We start from the raw sequence: 16338 nt of genomic DNA on the forward strand, positions 1-16338 counted from the left end.
CCGCGAAAGGGCCGGCACAGGCAGTGAAAATCAACTGCTCGAACGCGCCGGCACTTGCAACCACACCCGCAAGCCATCGCTACTGCTGTCGAACCTGAGGCTACCGGCACACCGCTGCACGATCGCCTGCACAATCGCCAACCCCAGCCCGCAACCACCGCTCTGCCCGCTGCGCCAGAAACGCTCGGTAAGGTGTTCCAGATCCGCCTCGGCAATCCCCGGCCCATGGTCACGCACCATGAAGCCCACCTGCCCGTCAGCCATCTGCACCTCCAACTCCACTGCCTGTTCGCCGCCATGGCGCAGGGCGTTGTCCAGCAGGTTGCGCAGCGCGGCCACTGCCAGCGGCGCCGGCATGCCCAGGTAGATCTGCGTGGCCTCTTCAGGCAGGCGCAACACGATACGCCGGTTGTCACCCCCACCGGCATCCTGTACGGCCTGGCGGGCCACCTGCTCGGCGCTGCACTGCACGCCATCCTCGAACGAAAGGCTGCCCTCCACCCGTGCCAGCATCAGCAGTTGCTCAAGGGTACGGTGCATGCGGTCGGCGCCCTGCTCGGCATGCTCCAGTGCCTGCTCGCGCACGGCGCCATCGGTCATGCGCGCCACCTGCAGGTGGGTCTTGATTGCGGTCAACGGGCTGCGCAACTCGTGCGCGGCATCGTCGGTCAGGCGCCGCTCGCGTTCGATGGTCTGGGCAATGCGCAGGAACAGCTGGTTCTGGGTGTCCAGCAACGGTTGCAACTCGCTGGGCAGGCCCGCCACCTGCAACGGCTCCACGCTGTCGGCGCGCCTGCGGCGCAAGGCATCGCGCATGCGGTTGAGCGGTTCCAAGCCCTTGCCCAGGCCGATCCACAACAACCCCAGGCTACCGAGCAGGGCCATCAGCACCGGCGCCGAAGCCGCCAGCAGGATCGACTGGTTCAGCGCTTCACGCTCCATATGCCGGTCGGCGGTGGTGATGCGCACATCCCCATGGTTGTAGGTGAAGGTGCGCCACGAAGCGCCGTCGATGGTCTGGTCGCGGAAGCCGCTGCGCTCGTCATCCATGGTCCCATCGTGCTTGTGGTTGCTGGCGAGGATTTCGCCGCGCAGAGAGCTGACCTGGCAGGCCATGCCGTCCGGCACGCTGAACTGGTCGGCCGAGAAATGCGCCTCGCCGCCCTTGGCCGTCAAGGGCTGCGGCAACTGGTCGATCAGCCCGGCGACCATGCGCGCCGAGGCGACCAGCCGTTGGTCGAGGGAAAACATCATCTGCTGGCGCAGGTCGCGCAGCATCCATGCCGCAGCCAGCACCCAGATGATGATGAAGGCACTGCCCAGGATCAGGCTCAAGCGTACCCGCAGGCTCACGGTGCGGCCTCTTCCGGTGCCTGCGCCGGGCCCAGGCGGTAGCCCAGGCCGCGCACGGTCTCGACGATACCGTTGCCGAGCTTGCGCCGCAGGTGGTGGATATGCACGTTCAGGGCGTTGCTTTCCACTTCGTCACTGAAGCCATACACGCAGTCCTTCAACTGCTCGCTGGACAACACCCGCCCGGGGTTTTGCAGCAGGGCCTGCAACAGCGCCTGTTCACGGCGGGAAAGGTCGACCTGCTGGCCGGCCAGGGTCGCCTCGCAACTGCTGGGGTCGTAACGCAGCGGGCCGTGCTCGATCACATTGACCGCCCGCCCCGCCACCCGCCGCAGCAGGGTGTGCAGGCGTGCAGCCAGCTCGCGCAGGTCGAAGGGCTTGAGCAGGTAATCGTCGGCACCGGCCTGCAGGCCATCGACGCGATCGGTGACGGCGTCGCGCGCGGTGAGCACCAGTACCGGCAAGGTCTCGCCTTTTTCGCGCAGGCGGCGCAGCAGCTTGAGGCCGTCTTCGTCGGGCAGGCCCAGGTCGAGGACCATCACGTCGAACTGCGCCGCCTGCAGCATGGCCCGCGCAGCGGCGGCGTTGCCCACCCGGTCGACGGTCAGGCCCTGGGCGGTAAGGCCGGCGCAGATGCCGGCAGCGATCAGGTCGTCGTCCTCGCAGAGCAGAACGTGCATGGTGTGGGCTCCCGCATTGGTGTGGCTGGCATTGCACTATGAAGGGATTAAGGGGGGATTATGGACCTTTGCAGGTGGGCTGGGCGAGCGCGGCTTGAGCGCGTGCGACCGCCTTGAACGAAGTCTCCTTTTCCTACAGCCGACTCAGGAATTTCCGAACCGAATCCATGATGGGATTTCCCCCTGCACACGCTGTCAGGGAGACACCTCATGCACCTGGATTACCTCGTGCCCTCGTGGTTCGAGATCGAATCACGTGTTACCGATGAAATGGGCTATCAGGGACGCGCCCAATTTCGTAGCTACCTCAATGAACCTGTGGCCTCACTGGCCCTCAACCTACGTCGGGTCAGGGCCGTCCAGTCGGCCTTCAACCAGGCCGAGTGGCAGGCCGGCAGTATCCTGCACCAACGCTTTGCCGACCTGGAAATCGCCAGCATCCTCAACGAACTGCTCAAGGTGGTGAGGGAGATGGCGATGATCGTCGTCGGCAGCACCCTCACCGGCGGCGCCATTGGCGCTGGCATCGGGGCATTTGGCGCAGGTGCAGGGGCCATTCCCTTGGCCGGCGCTGGCGCGGCGATGGGCCTCAAGGTCAGCGGCTGGATACTTGGCGTACTGGGGCTTGCCTCCATCGCCGAGTTCTTCATTGAAGGCCTGCCCCGCATCGGCGAGTACTACCTCGATGGCATTCGCATAGCCTGGGAGGGCACGCGGGACGATAGCTACAACCCCTTTGGGGGCGATGATCCGCAGGCGATTTCCAGGGCTGCCCATCACATCGCCTTGGGCCACGTGGAAGTAGTGGTGCTGCTGTTGGGGGCGATCGTCTCGTACCTTACCCGCGGTCGCGGTGACGCACGGGTGCTCGCGCAGGAAATGGCCGCCAGCAGCAAAGGCGCGCGCCTTGGGCAATGGATGCTCAAGCATGAGGAAGGGTTGAAGAAACGGCCAGATCTGCAAGTGCCGGAACGGCGCAAGGGTGCGGGGAATGAGCCGCAGCCAGTTCAGCCGAACCGGCAGGCGGGAAAAGAACATGAGCCCTCGACAGTCAAGCCCGCTAGCATGCCATTGCACACCGTGGCGTGTTTCAAGGCGGACAAATTGCCAGCATCGAAGCATGGCGAGTTTGAACGGCAATTGAAGGGGCAGCAGGAGGGGTTGAATCGACTGACGGTTAAAGAGTTTTTGGAAAATGTCGCCAATCCCGTAAAGCGAAACCCAATTTTGGCACGCAAAGCTCGCAAGAAGATGCAAGACAAGTTGGAGCAGCGGATACTGGATGATTTGCCGGACGAGATGAGTCTATTTGAGGCCCAAAGGATGGCTGCAAGATTAGCTAAGGAGACCATGGCAACGCTTGCAGCCTTGCACAACCCTGATTTGACCGCCGGAGGCAAAGATGCCATTGACGATTTCGGGGACAGGCAAGTCAACTCCACCATAGGCCCCCAGTGGAAAAGCAAGATCAAGAGTATGCAGACAGCTGCCGAACAAACATTGAAATCGGGCAGCGGTGCTTCCTTCATGAACATCAAATTACACAAATGCTAGATTGATAGGGACCTCATAATGGATGACGTCTACGCCTCCTTCATCGAAAAAATTGGACAACCTATTCTCAGGCAGGAGGTACCTGCCTCGGCCATCGAACGCTACAGGGGAAAACTACCAGAAAAATTGATGGAATATTGGGCAAAATACGGGTGGTGCGGATACGGTGACGGCATTTTTTGGACGGTCGACCCTCAAGAGTATGAGGGTGTCGTTGCGTATTGGATCAATGGCACGCCCTTGGCCGCGCATGACAACTATCACGTAATCGCGCGTGGGGCATTCGGCGATCTATACTTGTACGGTGAAAGAACAGGCTTTTCACTGAGCATTGCCAGCCATATCTCACATTACTGCGGCAACAACCGCCGCACCTCTAACATCGACAGACATGTGCAATCATTCTTCCTACAGACAAAAAAGGACAGCAATGATTTCGAAGGGTTATTCGAAGCAGCAAGGAAAAAACTTGGCATACTCAATCACAATGAAATGTATGGATTCAACCCCGCACTTGCCTTTGGTGGGAAAGCGAGTTTAGAGCGAATCGAAAAAGTAAACACCCTGGAACATTTAATAATGCTCTCAAAGCTAACTGCACTTGAGCCCTACCGCTTCTCCGACTTCTAAAAACCCAAAAGGGACTCGAAACCATGGACGTAGTCTTCAGCATTTTCCTGGAAACCTTCGGCGCCCCCATCGGCCAGCAGCCCGTGCCACCTGCCGCCATCGATCATTACAGAGGCAAACTCCCGAACCGCCTCCTTGAATACTGGCAAGACCACGGCTGGTGCGGCTACGGCGGCGGCTTGTTCTGGCTGGTAAATCCCCAGGAATACCAGGAGGTAGTGGCCTCTTGGTTGGCAGGTACGCACTTCGAAGCATGCGACACTTATCACCTCATCGCCCGCAGCGCTTTTGGCGACCTGTACCTATGGGGTGAGAAAACCGGCTCGGTGCTGACCATCGCGGCCTACCATTCCCGCTACCTCGATGGCGCTCACAGTTCAGGAGACGAAGAACGCGACAACAAGATCCATGGTTTGCTCATGTGGCTAATGACCGAATGCATCTATTTCGACGACCTGTTCGAACCTGCCAGGGAACGGCTCGGCACCTTGGGCGTAGATGAAATGTATGGCTTTGTCCCCGCCTTGATGCTGGGAGGGTCAGACAGCCTTGAGCGGCTTGAAAAGCTCAAGGTGGTGGAGCATCTGCTGCTGCTCTCCCAATTGAGCGAACTGCAACCCTATGAATGGGCTGACGAAGGGGAGGATTAGGCCCTGACGTGCGGGTTCAATGCCTCCGGCCTGTCGACATCCTGAAGCACGCCGACGTCCTGCACGTGCACCCTGACGCAACTTTCTGGGTGAGCCTTCACTACCGATCGCGCCCCTTCATCACCCTGCAACCGGACAAGCGCCGGCCAGAAATCACGGCCGAACAACACCGGATGGCCCTGCCGCCCGGCATGCCAAGGCAGGACTATCGTTGACGCACTGGCCTGGCGTGCAAGCAAGCCAAGCGTGGCGGGCGCCACCCAGGGCATGTCGCCCAACACAACCGCTACCGCCCGCGCCTCGCAATCTGCCAGCGAGGCGGCGCCGGCCGCCAGGCTATGGCCCATGCCCCGTGCGCAATCGACACTGGAAATGACCCGGCACGCCGATGGCAAACCCAGCGCCTCTGCCCGTTCGCCGGCGCGCAACACCACCCGCACCTCCTCAAACACCGCGCAGGCACGTTCGACACTGTGCACCAGCAGGCTGCGACCATCCGCCATCAGCGCCCGGCGCTTGTCACCGCCGAAGCGTAAGCTGCTGCCAGCCGCCAACACCAACGCCACCACACTCATAGTGCCGCCCGCCCAATGCCGTTGCGCAGGCGCAAGATATCGGCCAGCACCGCCAGGGCGATTTCCGCCGGGGTCTTGCTACCCAGGTTGAGGCCGATCGGCGCATGGATACGCGCCAACTGGTCGCTACTGAGGCCACCGATGCGCTGCAAGCGCTCGCGACGCTTGTCAGAGGTGGCCTTCGAGCCCATCACGCCGATGTAGAACGCTTCGGTACGCACCGCTTCAAGCATGGCCAGGTCATCGATTTTCGGATCATGGGTCAATGCAACCACCGCCGTGTCGGCATGGCAACCGCCATTGGCGATAAATTCCGACGGCAGCTCGCGGCGTAGCTCGATGCCGTCCAGGTGCACGCCGTCGAGCACTTCATCACGTGGCTCGCAGAGAATCACTTCGAAGCCCAGGCCTTTGCCGAACTCGGCGCAACAGTGCGCCACGCTGGAATAGCCCGCCAGCAGCAGGCGCTGGGCGGCGCCGACGCGCAGCCGTACACAGGTGGGCTCACGCTGCACCCGCGGCCCCTGGCTGGTGTCAGGCACCAACTGGCGGTTGCCGTCGGGCAGGCGCACTTCACGCAACAACCGGCGCTGCCCCAGCAATGCGCTTTGCAACTCGCGCAGGTGGGCCTGCACGTCGCACTCGGCCGCCAGGTTTTCCACCAGCACTTCCAGCACCCCGCCGCACGGCAGGCGAATGCCCGAGCGGGGGTCGCTGCCATCGCCGTAACGCACAAGGGTGACCGGCTCGGCGAACTCGCCCAAGGCCACACGGTGCAGGAAGTCGTCCTCTACGCAGCCGCCAGACAACGACCCCAGCCACTGGCCGCTGGCGTTGACCGCCAGCAGCGACCCCGGTGCACGCGGCGCCGAACCGTAGGTGGCGAGTACCGTGCACAACCACACCCGCTGACCGCTGCACGACCACTGCAAGGCCTGGCGTATCACCTGAAGATCGAGATGCTGCACCGGTTACTCCGCCTGCAGCTCGGCGAGCTGCTGGACCTTCAGGTCACCGGGCAATCCACCCCAGGCCTGGCGCAGGTAGTTGACCATGTCCGTCACCTGCCGGTCATCGAGCTTATCGGCAAAGCCCGGCATCGGCTGCATGCGCTCGAAGCCGGTGAACTGTTGTTCGCGGATGCCTTCGAGGATGACCTTGACCAGGTTGCGCGAGTCGGCCTGGCGCAGCACGGTATTGCCCTGCATGGCCACGGCGACGTGTGGCTTGCCCTCGCCGTCGACCCCATGGCAGCCGGCGCAAACGTTCAGGTACTGCTGGTGGCCGCGCTGGGCACTGTCGCTCATCTGCGCCAGGGCAACCGGCTGGATGACCTTGGCAGCGGGCGGCTGGTCGCCCAGCAGGTAGGTGGCCATGGCCGCCAGGTCGGCGTCCTCCAGGTGCTGGGTGCTGTGGTGCACCACCGGGAACATCTCGTTGAACATACTGCCCTGGGCGCTGATGCCGTGCTTGAGGAAGGTGGTCAAGTCTGGCTGGGTCCAGCCCCGCTCAGCCAGGTCTTGCGCCAGCAGGCTGGGCGCCAGGTAACCCGCCAGCAGGCCGCCGCTCAGGCGCTGGTCCTGCTGCAGTGCACCGATCGCATTGCGTGGGGTGTGGCACTCGCCACAGTGGCCCATGACTTCGACCAGGTACTGGCCACGCTGCCAGGCCGGGCTTTTGCCCTCGGCTGGCTGCAGCTGCACGCTCTTGCCATACAACAGGTTCCAGCCGCTCAGGCCCATGCGCACGTTGAACGGGAAGCGCAGCGCCGTCTGCGGGGCCGGGCGGTTGATCGGCGGTACGGTTTTCAGGTAGGCAAGAATCGCGTCCGAGTCTTCGCGCTTGATCAGGTGGTACGAGGTGTAAGGCATCGCGGGATAAAGGTTGGCACCATCCTTGCGCTTGCCCTGCGTGACTGCTGCAAAGAACTCGTCGGCGCTGTAGTTGCCGATGCCGTACTGCTTGTCCGGGGTGATGTTGCTGCCGTAGATGGTGCCGAACGGCGAATGGATCGGCAGGCCGCCGGCATACGGTGCGCCACCTTCGGCGGTGTGGCAGGCCATGCAGTCGGCGGCGCGGGCCAGGTATTCACCGCGCTTGACCTGCGCTTCATCGGCGGCCAGGGCCGCCGAACTGACGGCAACACCCAACGCCAGCGCCAATGCGCTACGTACGAAGCCCATGTTCAACCCTCCTTGACCAGGCCGAGGTCGTTGAGCACCTGGCGGGTGGCGTCGTAGTAACGCACGTAGCCAGTGCACCGGCAGATGTGGTGCCCGAGGCTGGCCTCGATGCGGTCTTGCACTTCGCTCTTGTTCAGCGGCTGGCGCTGGGCGGTTTCCACCAGCACGGTAGCGGCGTTGACGAAGCCTGGTGCGCAGTAACTGCACTGGAAGGCGAACAGGTCGACGAACTTCTGCTGGATCGGGTTCAGCGTCAGGTTGCCGGCCTCGTCCTTGCTGGCATGGCCTTCGATGGTGCGCACTTTCTTGCCTGCAAAGTAGTGGGCACCGGTGATGCAGGTGCGCACTTCTTCGCAGGTGCCGTCCGGGTTGTCCACGATCACCACGCAGGCGTGGCAGATGCCCTGGCCGCAGCCCAGGCGCGAACCGGTGAGGTTCTGGTGTTCGTGCAGGTAGTCGAGCATCGCCAGGTCGTCGGGGACCTCGACCGGGCCGACCGGTTGACCGTTGAGGGTCAGTTGCAGTGGGCGGTTAGCCATTGAGGGCCTCCTTGATACGGGCTGGGGTAATGGGCAGATCGCGCACGCGCTTGCCAATGGCATGCGCGACGGCATTGCCGATGGCACCGACGACCGGGATCATCACCACTTCGGCAATGCCCTTGGACGGGTCGGTGGGTGACAGCGGCGGCAGAATTTCGCTGGTCTGCTGCCACACCGCCACATCGCGCGCATGCGGCAGGCGGTAGCGGTTGAAGTTCCAGTCGCCCTCCCCGGGCCCGCCCTCGTACATTGGCATTTCTTCGGTCAGGGCGTGCCCGATACCCATGGCAATGCCACCTTCGAGCTGGCCTTTGACCAGCTCCGGCACCAGCGCCCGGCCGCACTCGACCCAGCTGTGGTGGTTGAGCACTTGCACTTCGTGGGTGCCCTTGTTGACCTTGACTTCGACAATGGTCGCCACCGGGCTGTAGTAGGTGACCATGGCGTTGTTCAGCTGGGTATCGGGGTACGCCGCGTTCTGCCGGTCGAGCAGGTGATAACCGTGGCTGCTCATCTGCGCTTTCTTGGCGTTGACCGCGCCGTCGCCGTATTTCACGGCCACGGCGTCGAGCGGGAAGCGCTCGCGCACACCGTCGATGACGAAGTCGGCTTCGGCCCAGCTCCAGCGGTTGAAGCCGTGGACGCTCACACCGGTGACCAGGCCCATGTCATGGGCCTTTTGCGCCAGTTGGGCGAACGGGATCGGAGCCAGGCCGTTGCCGGTCAGCTCACCGTTGACCCACACAGCGTTCTCGCGGCGCACCACCAGCGGGTTGGCCTGCCCGCCGTAAGGCCCCTGGCGCCAGATGGCCATGGCCGCCGGCCACAGGCCGTGGTTGAACAGTACCCGTGCAGCTTCGCGGGTAGCGTGGCTGAAATAGAACGCCGAGTTGGTCGCCGACGATGGCGACGCCAGCTTGCCCACCCAGCGCGGGTTACGCAGGGCAGCGTCCTGTTCGGGCTGGCTGATCAGGTACGGGTTGCCGCTGGTGGTCAGCTGCAGCTCTGGCCACTCGGTAACGGCAGTGCGCACCTCATCGGCCGAACGGCCAAGGAAGTCGCTGACCACCAGGGCCTGCGAAGTGGACATGCCAGTGCCCAGTTCGGTACCGATGTGGCGCAGGCTGATGCGCCCGTCGCGGCTGAACTCGACGCTGGCCATCGGCGCTTCCGCGCCAGTCCCGAAGTCTTTCTGGCAGATGGCGAAACCCACGCCGTACCAGTGATCCTGGTCCTTGGCATCCATCTGCTGCTTGCGTGCGTCACGGTTGCGCCACCAGTCGTGCACGGCGGCCTTGTCGAGAATTTCGTACAGGCGCAGGGCGCCGGCCGGCACCGCCCCCTGGGTGTTCTTCATGCCCGACTTCAGCGCGTTGGCACGGCGCAGGTCGATGGCATCCACGCCCAGGCGGCCGGCGATTTCATCGACCATCATTTCAGTCGCCGCCATGCTCTGCAGGGTGCCATAGCCGCGCATGGAACCCGCCTCCACGCCACGCGAGTAATAGGCAGTCACCGACAGGTCGTTCTGCGGCATGTAATAGATCGACTGCGCTGCGGTCGCACCCACTGCGGCCACCGACGGGCTGTAGTTGATGCGCCCGCCACCGTCGCAGCTCATGTCGGCGCGGAAAATCTTGAAGCTGTTGTCTTTCTTGTCCACCGCCAGTTGGTAGCGGATATCGAAGGCATGGCGCTTGATGCCGCTCTGGAACTGCTCGTAGCGGTCATTGGCCAGGCGGACCGGTACCCCGTCGCCGTACAGCGCAGCCACGGCAGCGTAGAAGACGAAGATGTTGTTGTCCTTGGAGCCGTAGCCCACGGTGTAGCCGGGGTGCATGTTCAGGGTGTTCAGGGCAAACCGCGACGGCTTGATCATGTGCACGCATTCCTGCGCCACTTCGAACGGGCACTGGGTGGCAACCACGAAGTGCAGCGTGCCGCTGGCCCGGTCGTACCAGCCGTTGCCGTTGTCCGGCTCCAGCGCGGCAGGTTCGATGGACGGCGTCTTGTAGCGCTCGTCGAACACCAGCCAGTCCTCGGGCGGGTTGTCCAGCTGTTCGGCCATACGGTTGGCGTAGAACAGCCCCTGCTCGGTCAGGTCACCATGCTGGTTGGGCTGTTTCGACCACACCGGCTTGCGGTTGAGGATGGTGGGGAACAGCATGGAATTCTTCAGGCTGGAGAACTCATCGTCGTCGAACGGCGTGGCGCCGCCCACCCGCACGAAGCGGAAGCTGCCATACGGGTCACGCTGGTACAGCGGGGCCTGGGCGCCGTAGCGGATCGCCTGGTCGTTGAACTGCAGCTTGCGCTTGGCCTGGCGGAAACGCTCGAAATCGTGCCAGATCAGGATTGCCACGGGGTGGCCGATGAACATCGGTACTTGGCCGGGCGGCAGCAGTGGGTCGGGCGAGTGCGCTTCGGGCCAGGCGATGCCGTCCTGTTCCAGGTCGGCGGCGGTGACGACACGGTCTGGTTGCAGGTCTGCCCCCAGCAGGCTCAGGTCATGCCCGGCATAGATGCGGTCAGCCTTGGTGGCCTTGAGCAGCAAGGCATGGCCCTGCTGCACCGGCCAGCCTGGCATGTCCTTGGCACGGATGTCGCGGGCGAACACCTTGTCGCCGCAGACCTTGGACAACGCATCGTTACGGAAACGCGCCTTGCCGTCATGGTTCATCCACTTCTGCGGCGAAGCGGTGACGCGTTCCTCCATCAGCGCGGCGAATGCCTGGCTGCCAAGTGGCGCCATGGTCACACCGACACCAGCGACCAGGCCGCCTTGCAGGAAGGCGCGCCTGGAAATATCACGGTTGGACATGCTTGATCCTCTGGGCAGTCGAGGGTCTGCCCTTTCTTCTGATTCTGGGCCTGGCTTGAAGAAAGCTGACCTGAACGTCAACTTTACAGCAATTTAGCGAGGACAGGCAAAGTCAAGCCGACAATATGTCGCGGTGTGTCGGGTTTTAAGCGGAGGATCCGTGCTTGGGCTGATAGGTGTTCGCCTTTGGAGATTCGGCGCTCGATCTCACAGGCGCTGCAAATCCCCCGTCAAGCACCGAAAACCCTCACACCCCCTTCAAAACCGCCGTTAACCTTCATTTAATCAACCCCAGCCAGCATGGCCCCATTCCCCGTTCTGCCAAGGCGAAGACATGCGCGTTCTCCTGCTCTTCCTGACACTGCTACTGGCTGGCCCCCTGCAAGCCAACCCGTTCGACGTCAAACCCGATTTCCTGCCGGTCGAGCAGGCCTTCGTACTGACCCACGACCGCCAGGCCGACGGCCAGATGCGCCTGTACTTCCAGATCAAGCCGGGCTACTACCTGTATCAGAAGCGCCTCAAATTCGATGGCCTGCCGAGCGATCAACAGCCGCAATTGCCGCCGGCACTCAACCACCATGACGAGTTCTTCGGCGACAGCGCGGTGTACCGTGACCAGCTCGAGCTGCTGCTGCCGGCCAACGCCCATGGCCAGTTGCGCCTGGGCTGGCAGGGCTGCGCCGACGCCGGCCTGTGCTACCCGCCACAGACCACCAGCATCGACCTGGGCGGCAGCGTAGCGCCGGCCGCCGAACAAGCCAGCGACCAGGCCCTGGCCAGCGGCCTGCAACAGGGGCACCTGGCCTGGAGCCTGCTGGCCTTCTTCGGCCTGGGACTGTTGCTGGCCTTTACCCCCTGCTCGCTGCCGATGCTGCCGATTCTCGCCGGGCTGGTGTTGGGCAACGGTGCCAGCGCCCGCCGCGGTTGGCTGCTGGCCGGGGTCTACGTACTGAGCATGGCCCTGGTCTACGCCGCCCTGGGCGTGGTCGCCGCGCTGCTAGGCGCCAGCCTGCAAGCCTGGCTGCAACAACCCTGGCTGCTGGGCAGCCTGGCGGGGCTGTTCATCATCCTCGCCCTGCCGATGTTCGGCGCCTTCGAACTGCAGTTGCCCGCCGCCCTGCGTGATCGTCTCGACCGGGCCGGGCGAGGCACCCGCGGCGGCAACCTGTATGGTGCGGCCTTACTGGGCGCGTTGTCCGGTTTGCTGCTGGGCCCCTGCATGACCGCGCCTCTGGCCGGGGCGCTGCTGTACATCGCGCAAAGCGGCGATGTGCTGCAAGGCGCGCTGGTGCTGTTTGCCCTTGGCCTGGGCATGGGCGTGCCGCTGCTGTTGCTGGTCACCCTGGGCAACCGCTACCTGCCACGCCCGGGCGCCTGGATGGACCGGGTAAAGGCGGTATTCGGCTTCGTGTTCCTGGCCATGGCGCTGTACACCGTGCGCAGCCTGCTGCCGGCCAGCCTGCTGCTGGCCCTTGCCGGTGCCTGGCTGGTCGCCCTGGCCTGGGCAGCCTGGCCGGCCCTGCAGCGGTTGCCGGCACTGCGCGCAGTGCCGCTGCTGGGGGCGCTGTGGGGGGGCTTGCTGTTGGTCGGCGCGGCAGCCGGCGGCGACGACCTCTGGCAACCCCTGCGCCCATTCGCCGGGGGGGCAGCCGCGCCAGCCACTGCTGCGCACGCCGAGGATAGCTTCGTCACCCTCAGCCGCCCAGAAGACCTGCAACGCGAACTCGATGCCGCCAAGTCTCGCGGGCAGTGGGTCATGCTCGACTACTACGCCGACTGGTGCGTGTCGTGCAAAGTGATGGAAAATCAAGTGTTCAGCCGCAGCGACGTGCAGGCCGGGCTGGCCGGCGTGCACCTGCTGCGGCTGGACGTGACCGCCGACAGCCCCGCCAGCAAAGCGCTGCTACAACGCTACCAGGTACCGGGCCCGCCCAGCATTATCTGGATCGGCCCAGAAGGCGAAGAGCGCCGCGCGCGGCGCATCACCGGTGAAGTGGACGCCGCCGCGTTCCAGCAACACTGGGCCCAGACCAGGAGCCAAGGCTGATGCTCACCGTGACCCTGGGGCCGCTGACCATGGCCCTGAACCACCTGCTCATGCTCACCGCGCTGGTGATCGCCAGCGTGGTCGGCTGGTGGGTCGCACGGCGCGGCGGTGAAAGCCCGGAGTCGGCGCTGTTCAACCTGTTTCTGCTTGGCTTGCTCAGCGCGCGGGCGGGGTTCTTGCTGGCGTACTGGCCGATGTACCGGGACGATCCGCTGCAAATCATCGACATCCGTGATGGCGGCTTTCTGTTCTGGTCGGGCCTGGCGGGTATCGTGGGCGGTGCCCTGTGGCAGGGCTGGCGCCACCCAGGCCTGCGCCGCCCGCTCGGCTGGGCGCTGTTCAGCGGCGCGCTGTTCTGGGGCCTGGCCAGCTTTGGCGGGCACTTGTACAGCAAGGGCACCGAACTCCCCGAACTGAACCTGCGCAATGCCGGCGGCCAGCCCGTGGCGCTGCACAGCTACCGCGGTACACCGCTGGTGATCAACCTCTGGGCCACCTGGTGCCCACCCTGCCGGCGCGAAATGCCGGTGCTGCAGCAGGCGCAGAGCGAATACCCGAACGTGACCTTCCTGTTCGTCAACCAGGGCGAAACCCCGGAAAACGTCAGCACCTTCCTCGCCACCACCGGCCTGAGCCTGACCCACGTGCTGTTCGACGGCACCGGCCTGCTGGCCCAACGCGTCGGTTCGATGGCCCTGCCCACCACGCTGTTCTATGACGCCCAGGGGCGGCTGGTCGGTAGCCACCTGGGCGAGTTGTCCCGGGCCAGCCTGCGCCACGCCCTGGAACCTTTCGAGCGGGCCGCTGCGCCCGCCCCTGCCGCACAAGGAAACTGAAATGCGATTGACTGCACTGCTGCCCCTGTCCCTGGCCCTGCTGGCCGCCCCCGCCTTGCAGGCCGAAGAGCTGCCCAAGGCGGTTCAGCAACTGCAAGCCAAGGGTGCCGTGATCAAAGGCAGCTTCGACGCCCCCAACGGCCTGCGCGGTTACGCCGCCGAGTACCAGAACAACGCCCTGGCCCTGTACCTGACGCCCGACGGCAAGCACGTACTGGTCGGCAACCTGTTCGACGAACAGGGCAAGGACCTGAGCGCAGAGCCGCTGGAAAAGCTGGTGTATGCGCCGATGAGCAAGGAAATCTGGGCGAAGATGGAAAAAACCGCGTGGATCGCCGATGGCAGGGACGATGCACCGCGCAAGGTGTACCTGTTCAGCGACCCCAACTGCCCGTACTGCAACATGTTCTGGGAACAGGCACGGCCTTGGGTCGAGTCGGGCAAGGTGCAGTTGCGCCACATCATGGTCGGCATCATCCGCGAAGACAGCCCAGGCAAGTCGGCCGCCCTGCTGGCGGCACAAGACCCGGCCAAGGCTTTGCACGCGCATGAGAAGGCCGGCAAGGCCAGCACCCTGACAGCGCTGAAGCAGGTGCCGCCGGCGGTTCAGCAAAAGCTGGCGGCAAACATGGCGTTGATGGAAGAGATGGGGTTGCAGGCCACCCCAGCGATTTTCTACCAGGATGACCAGGGTCAGCTGCAGAGCCAGCAAGGCGCACCACGGCCGGAGATGCTTGGGAAGATTCTTGGCAAGCGCTAGCGCCTGAGGTGAGTGCTGCAAATAGCGAGCGCCGCCCGCACGGTGCTCGCTCTAGAATTCGGCAGAAAAGTTATACCTTGTAACACTTAATTGCGCACCAGAACTATCGATACCGCTCATCACAAATAGAGTATTCATAATAAAAATTCCTATACGCCTTACAAGCCAGTAGGAAACGGCCCACACCAAAAACTGAAAAGCCCCGCCCAATACCACTAATCAATTAATTTTCAGAGACATCCTTCAGACGGCCCTCACAACAAGCATCACCACCCCAACAAACGCACCTACTCCTAGAAACTGAATATTCAGCGGAAAACTTGACACCCCTCAATCCTGACAGCAGAACGCTTCATTTACGGGCCTGTCAGCTTCCAGTTATACGCACTCCGCGGCCTGGTTTTACGCCTACATCTCCGCAAACGTCGCCTTTTTCGGCCTGAGCTTCTACTTGATTGGCAGACGGGAGAGCGGTTTTGTCCGTTCATTCATCTACCGACGGGAGGCCATCACGCTGTTCCTGACGTCACATGCCCTCAGCTATAGCGTGATCAGCCTGCTGTATTCAAGCGCCTTCTACATCATCACCAAACCACTGTACGGCCCCTACTCGCTGCCAGAATTCCTGCATCTCACAACGGCTTTCTACACAAGCTATTTACTATTTTCCTGCATAGGCCTGGCCATTGCTGCGCTGCCGATCAGGTTCAGTACCGCCGGCACGGTATTTTCATTCCTTTCGTTTCTCATGCTCTTTTCTGGTTACCTGGGTAGCGCACCTTCCAACACCTCGCACTGGCTCGGCGCGATCAATCCGCTTTACTTGAGCGCAAACATCATCAATGGGCAGCTATCACTCAGCGTGAGCTTCTCTGCAGCCGTTGCTGCCTCAGCAATAGGGTTTTATGTCACAGCGAAGTTATTCAGAATCCAACCCATCTGGAATCGATATTGAATGAATCTTCTGACGCTCGACAAACTCAGCTTTTCCCACCCCGACACGCCGCTTCTCCAGAACATCTCGCTGAGCCTAAGCGAAGGTGAGGCAGTCGGAATACTGGGATGCAACGGCGCGGGCAAAACGACACTTTTCGATTTGATATGCAATGTCAGAAGGCCTAGCCAAGGCAATATCATCAACGTTTCCAAGTGCCAGCTTTACCTGACGCAAGTACTAACGCCACCGCCGCTGCTGAAAATGGGCGAGGCCTATGAACTGATCACCCAGTTGAATTCAACATCGGCACCCAGTCACCATCAGGCCCTTGCGCGCCTCTGCCAGTGGTCGCCTGCGTTGTCAAAGCGCTACGCCAACCTCTCTGAGAAAAAGGCATCGACCTGCAGCTACGGCGAAATCCGCAGTTTCATCACCCTCACACTACTGCTCATGGGTGGTGACCTGATCATCCTCGACGAACCGACCGCCGGCATAGACCCTGAGTTTCGACACTACATCTGGCTGGGCATAAAGAACGCGTGTGCAGATGGGGCCAGCGTGTTGGTATCGTCTCACTACACCGAAGAAATCGTAATGAACTGCCACCGGTTCTACATGCTTGCACACCAGCGCATCGAGCCGTTCGGGAATGGTGAAGCGTTTCTGACCCGCTACAGCGCAAAGTCCTATGATGAAGCTTTCATCAACGCTGCGATGTAAATGCAGTCATCTTGTTTGCATGGCCTACCCCCGCCGCCAGACATTGG

The 16338-nt window shown here is 62.8% G+C and carries 15 protein-coding genes; 8 read left to right on the plus strand and 7 right to left on the minus strand.

Features of this window, described 5'->3' with window-relative positions; all coding sequences use genetic code 11:
- Positions 1-30: 30 nt before the first annotated feature.
- Both B3361_RS02180 and B3361_RS02185 read right to left on the minus strand, forming a co-directional pair.
- Positions 31-1353 (minus strand): ATP-binding protein, encoded by a 1323-nt coding sequence (locus tag B3361_RS02180; protein ID WP_009684794.1) that lies wholly within the window; start codon positions 1351-1353, stop codon positions 31-33.
- Entirely contained in the window at positions 1350-2033 is a 684-nt protein-coding gene (locus B3361_RS02185; RefSeq protein ID WP_009684795.1) for a response regulator, read from the minus strand. The genes B3361_RS02180 and B3361_RS02185 overlap by 4 nt, the downstream gene beginning before the upstream one ends.
- A 210-nt stretch (positions 2034-2243) precedes the next feature.
- Here B3361_RS02185 and B3361_RS02190 point away from each other — a divergent pair, with 210 nt between their 5' ends.
- From B3361_RS02190 to B3361_RS02200, 3 genes are read left to right on the plus strand one after another with little or no spacing between them, the layout of a single operon-like run.
- Positions 2244-3587 carry a DUF6861 domain-containing protein gene (locus B3361_RS02190; protein WP_286920056.1) on the plus strand — a complete coding sequence of 448 codons (1344 nt, stop codon included), beginning with the start codon at positions 2244-2246 and terminating at the stop codon, positions 3585-3587.
- A gap of 18 nt (positions 3588-3605) precedes the next feature.
- Entirely contained in the window at positions 3606-4217 is a 612-nt protein-coding gene (locus B3361_RS02195; RefSeq protein WP_054881179.1) for a GAD-like domain-containing protein, read from the plus strand.
- A 23-nt stretch (positions 4218-4240) separates the two neighbouring features.
- Positions 4241-4867: a GAD-like domain-containing protein gene (locus B3361_RS02200; protein ID WP_054881180.1), complete on the plus strand. Its 627-nt coding sequence runs from the start codon at positions 4241-4243 to the stop codon at positions 4865-4867.
- Here the strand turns inward: B3361_RS02200 and B3361_RS02205 are convergent.
- From B3361_RS02205 to B3361_RS02225, 5 genes are read right to left on the minus strand one after another with little or no spacing between them, the layout of a single operon-like run.
- Positions 4864-5442: a nucleotidyltransferase family protein gene (locus B3361_RS02205; protein ID WP_054905380.1), complete on the minus strand. Its 579-nt coding sequence runs from the start codon at positions 5440-5442 to the stop codon at positions 4864-4866. The genes B3361_RS02200 and B3361_RS02205 overlap by 4 nt on opposite strands.
- Complete coding sequence (locus tag B3361_RS02210) at positions 5439-6410, minus strand: XdhC family protein (RefSeq protein WP_054905381.1); 972 nt, start codon at positions 6408-6410, stop codon at positions 5439-5441. The genes B3361_RS02205 and B3361_RS02210 overlap by 4 nt, the downstream gene beginning before the upstream one ends.
- A 3-nt stretch (positions 6411-6413) precedes the next feature.
- Entirely contained in the window at positions 6414-7625 is a 1212-nt protein-coding gene (locus B3361_RS02215; RefSeq protein ID WP_054905382.1) for a cytochrome c, read from the minus strand.
- A 2-nt stretch (positions 7626-7627) separates the two neighbouring features.
- Positions 7628-8164, minus strand: coding sequence for a (2Fe-2S)-binding protein (locus tag B3361_RS02220; RefSeq protein WP_029887985.1), 537 nt, complete (start codon positions 8162-8164; stop codon positions 7628-7630).
- On the minus strand, positions 8157-10988 hold the full coding sequence (locus B3361_RS02225) for a xanthine dehydrogenase family protein molybdopterin-binding subunit (protein WP_054881183.1): 2832 nt from the start codon (positions 10986-10988) through the stop codon (positions 8157-8159). The genes B3361_RS02220 and B3361_RS02225 overlap by 8 nt, the downstream gene beginning before the upstream one ends.
- A 334-nt stretch (positions 10989-11322) precedes the next feature.
- Here B3361_RS02225 and dsbD point away from each other — a divergent pair, with 334 nt between their 5' ends.
- From dsbD to B3361_RS02250, 5 genes are all read left to right on the plus strand, one after another.
- Complete coding sequence (gene dsbD, locus B3361_RS02230; protein ID WP_286920057.1) at positions 11323-13038, plus strand: protein-disulfide reductase DsbD; 1716 nt, start codon at positions 11323-11325, stop codon at positions 13036-13038.
- Positions 13038-13874 (plus strand): TlpA disulfide reductase family protein, encoded by an 837-nt coding sequence (locus B3361_RS02235; RefSeq protein ID WP_286920058.1) that lies wholly within the window; start codon positions 13038-13040, stop codon positions 13872-13874. The genes dsbD and B3361_RS02235 overlap by 1 nt, the downstream gene beginning before the upstream one ends.
- A gap of 1 nt (position 13875) precedes the next feature.
- Positions 13876-14634, plus strand: a complete 759-nt coding sequence (gene dsbG, locus B3361_RS02240) for a thiol:disulfide interchange protein DsbG (RefSeq protein ID WP_009684803.1) — start codon at positions 13876-13878, stop codon at positions 14632-14634.
- Positions 14635-15085: 451 nt separating this feature from the next.
- A complete protein-coding gene (locus tag B3361_RS02245; RefSeq protein WP_286920059.1) occupies positions 15086-15589 on the plus strand; it encodes an ABC transporter permease in 504 nt (167 codons plus the stop codon).
- On the plus strand, positions 15590-16291 hold the full coding sequence (locus tag B3361_RS02250; RefSeq protein WP_054882053.1) for an ATP-binding cassette domain-containing protein: 702 nt from the start codon (positions 15590-15592) through the stop codon (positions 16289-16291).
- The last annotated feature ends 47 nt before the right edge of the window (positions 16292-16338 follow it).

The organism is Pseudomonas sp. UBA6699 (assembly GCF_002454615.1).
In the GTDB taxonomy this organism is placed as follows: domain Bacteria; phylum Pseudomonadota; class Gammaproteobacteria; order Pseudomonadales; family Pseudomonadaceae; genus Aquipseudomonas; species Aquipseudomonas juntendi.

Bases quoted from the DNA above. Each gene is read 5' to 3' on its own strand.
- B3361_RS02185 (WP_009684795.1), bottom strand. From the start codon at position 2,033: ATGCACGTTCTGCTCTGCGAGGACGACGACCTGATCGCTGCCGGCATC.
- B3361_RS02190 (WP_286920056.1), top strand. From the start codon at position 2,244: ATGCACCTGGATTACCTCGTGCCCTCGTGGTTCGAGATCGAATCACGT.
- B3361_RS02220 (WP_029887985.1), bottom strand. From the start codon at position 8,164: ATGGCTAACCGCCCACTGCAACTGACCCTCAACGGTCAACCGGTCGGC.
- B3361_RS02205 (WP_054905380.1), bottom strand. From the start codon at position 5,442: ATGAGTGTGGTGGCGTTGGTGTTGGCGGCTGGCAGCAGCTTACGCTTC.
- B3361_RS02195 (WP_054881179.1), top strand. From the start codon at position 3,606: ATGGATGACGTCTACGCCTCCTTCATCGAAAAAATTGGACAACCTATT.
- B3361_RS02235 (WP_286920058.1), top strand. From the start codon at position 13,038: ATGCTCACCGTGACCCTGGGGCCGCTGACCATGGCCCTGAACCACCTG.
- dsbD (WP_286920057.1), top strand. From the start codon at position 11,323: ATGCGCGTTCTCCTGCTCTTCCTGACACTGCTACTGGCTGGCCCCCTG.
- B3361_RS02215 (WP_054905382.1), bottom strand. From the start codon at position 7,625: ATGGGCTTCGTACGTAGCGCATTGGCGCTGGCGTTGGGTGTTGCCGTC.
- dsbG (WP_009684803.1), top strand. From the start codon at position 13,876: ATGCGATTGACTGCACTGCTGCCCCTGTCCCTGGCCCTGCTGGCCGCC.
- B3361_RS02250 (WP_054882053.1), top strand. From the start codon at position 15,590: ATGAATCTTCTGACGCTCGACAAACTCAGCTTTTCCCACCCCGACACG.
- B3361_RS02225 (WP_054881183.1), bottom strand. From the start codon at position 10,988: ATGTCCAACCGTGATATTTCCAGGCGCGCCTTCCTGCAAGGCGGCCTG.
- B3361_RS02200 (WP_054881180.1), top strand. From the start codon at position 4,241: ATGGACGTAGTCTTCAGCATTTTCCTGGAAACCTTCGGCGCCCCCATC.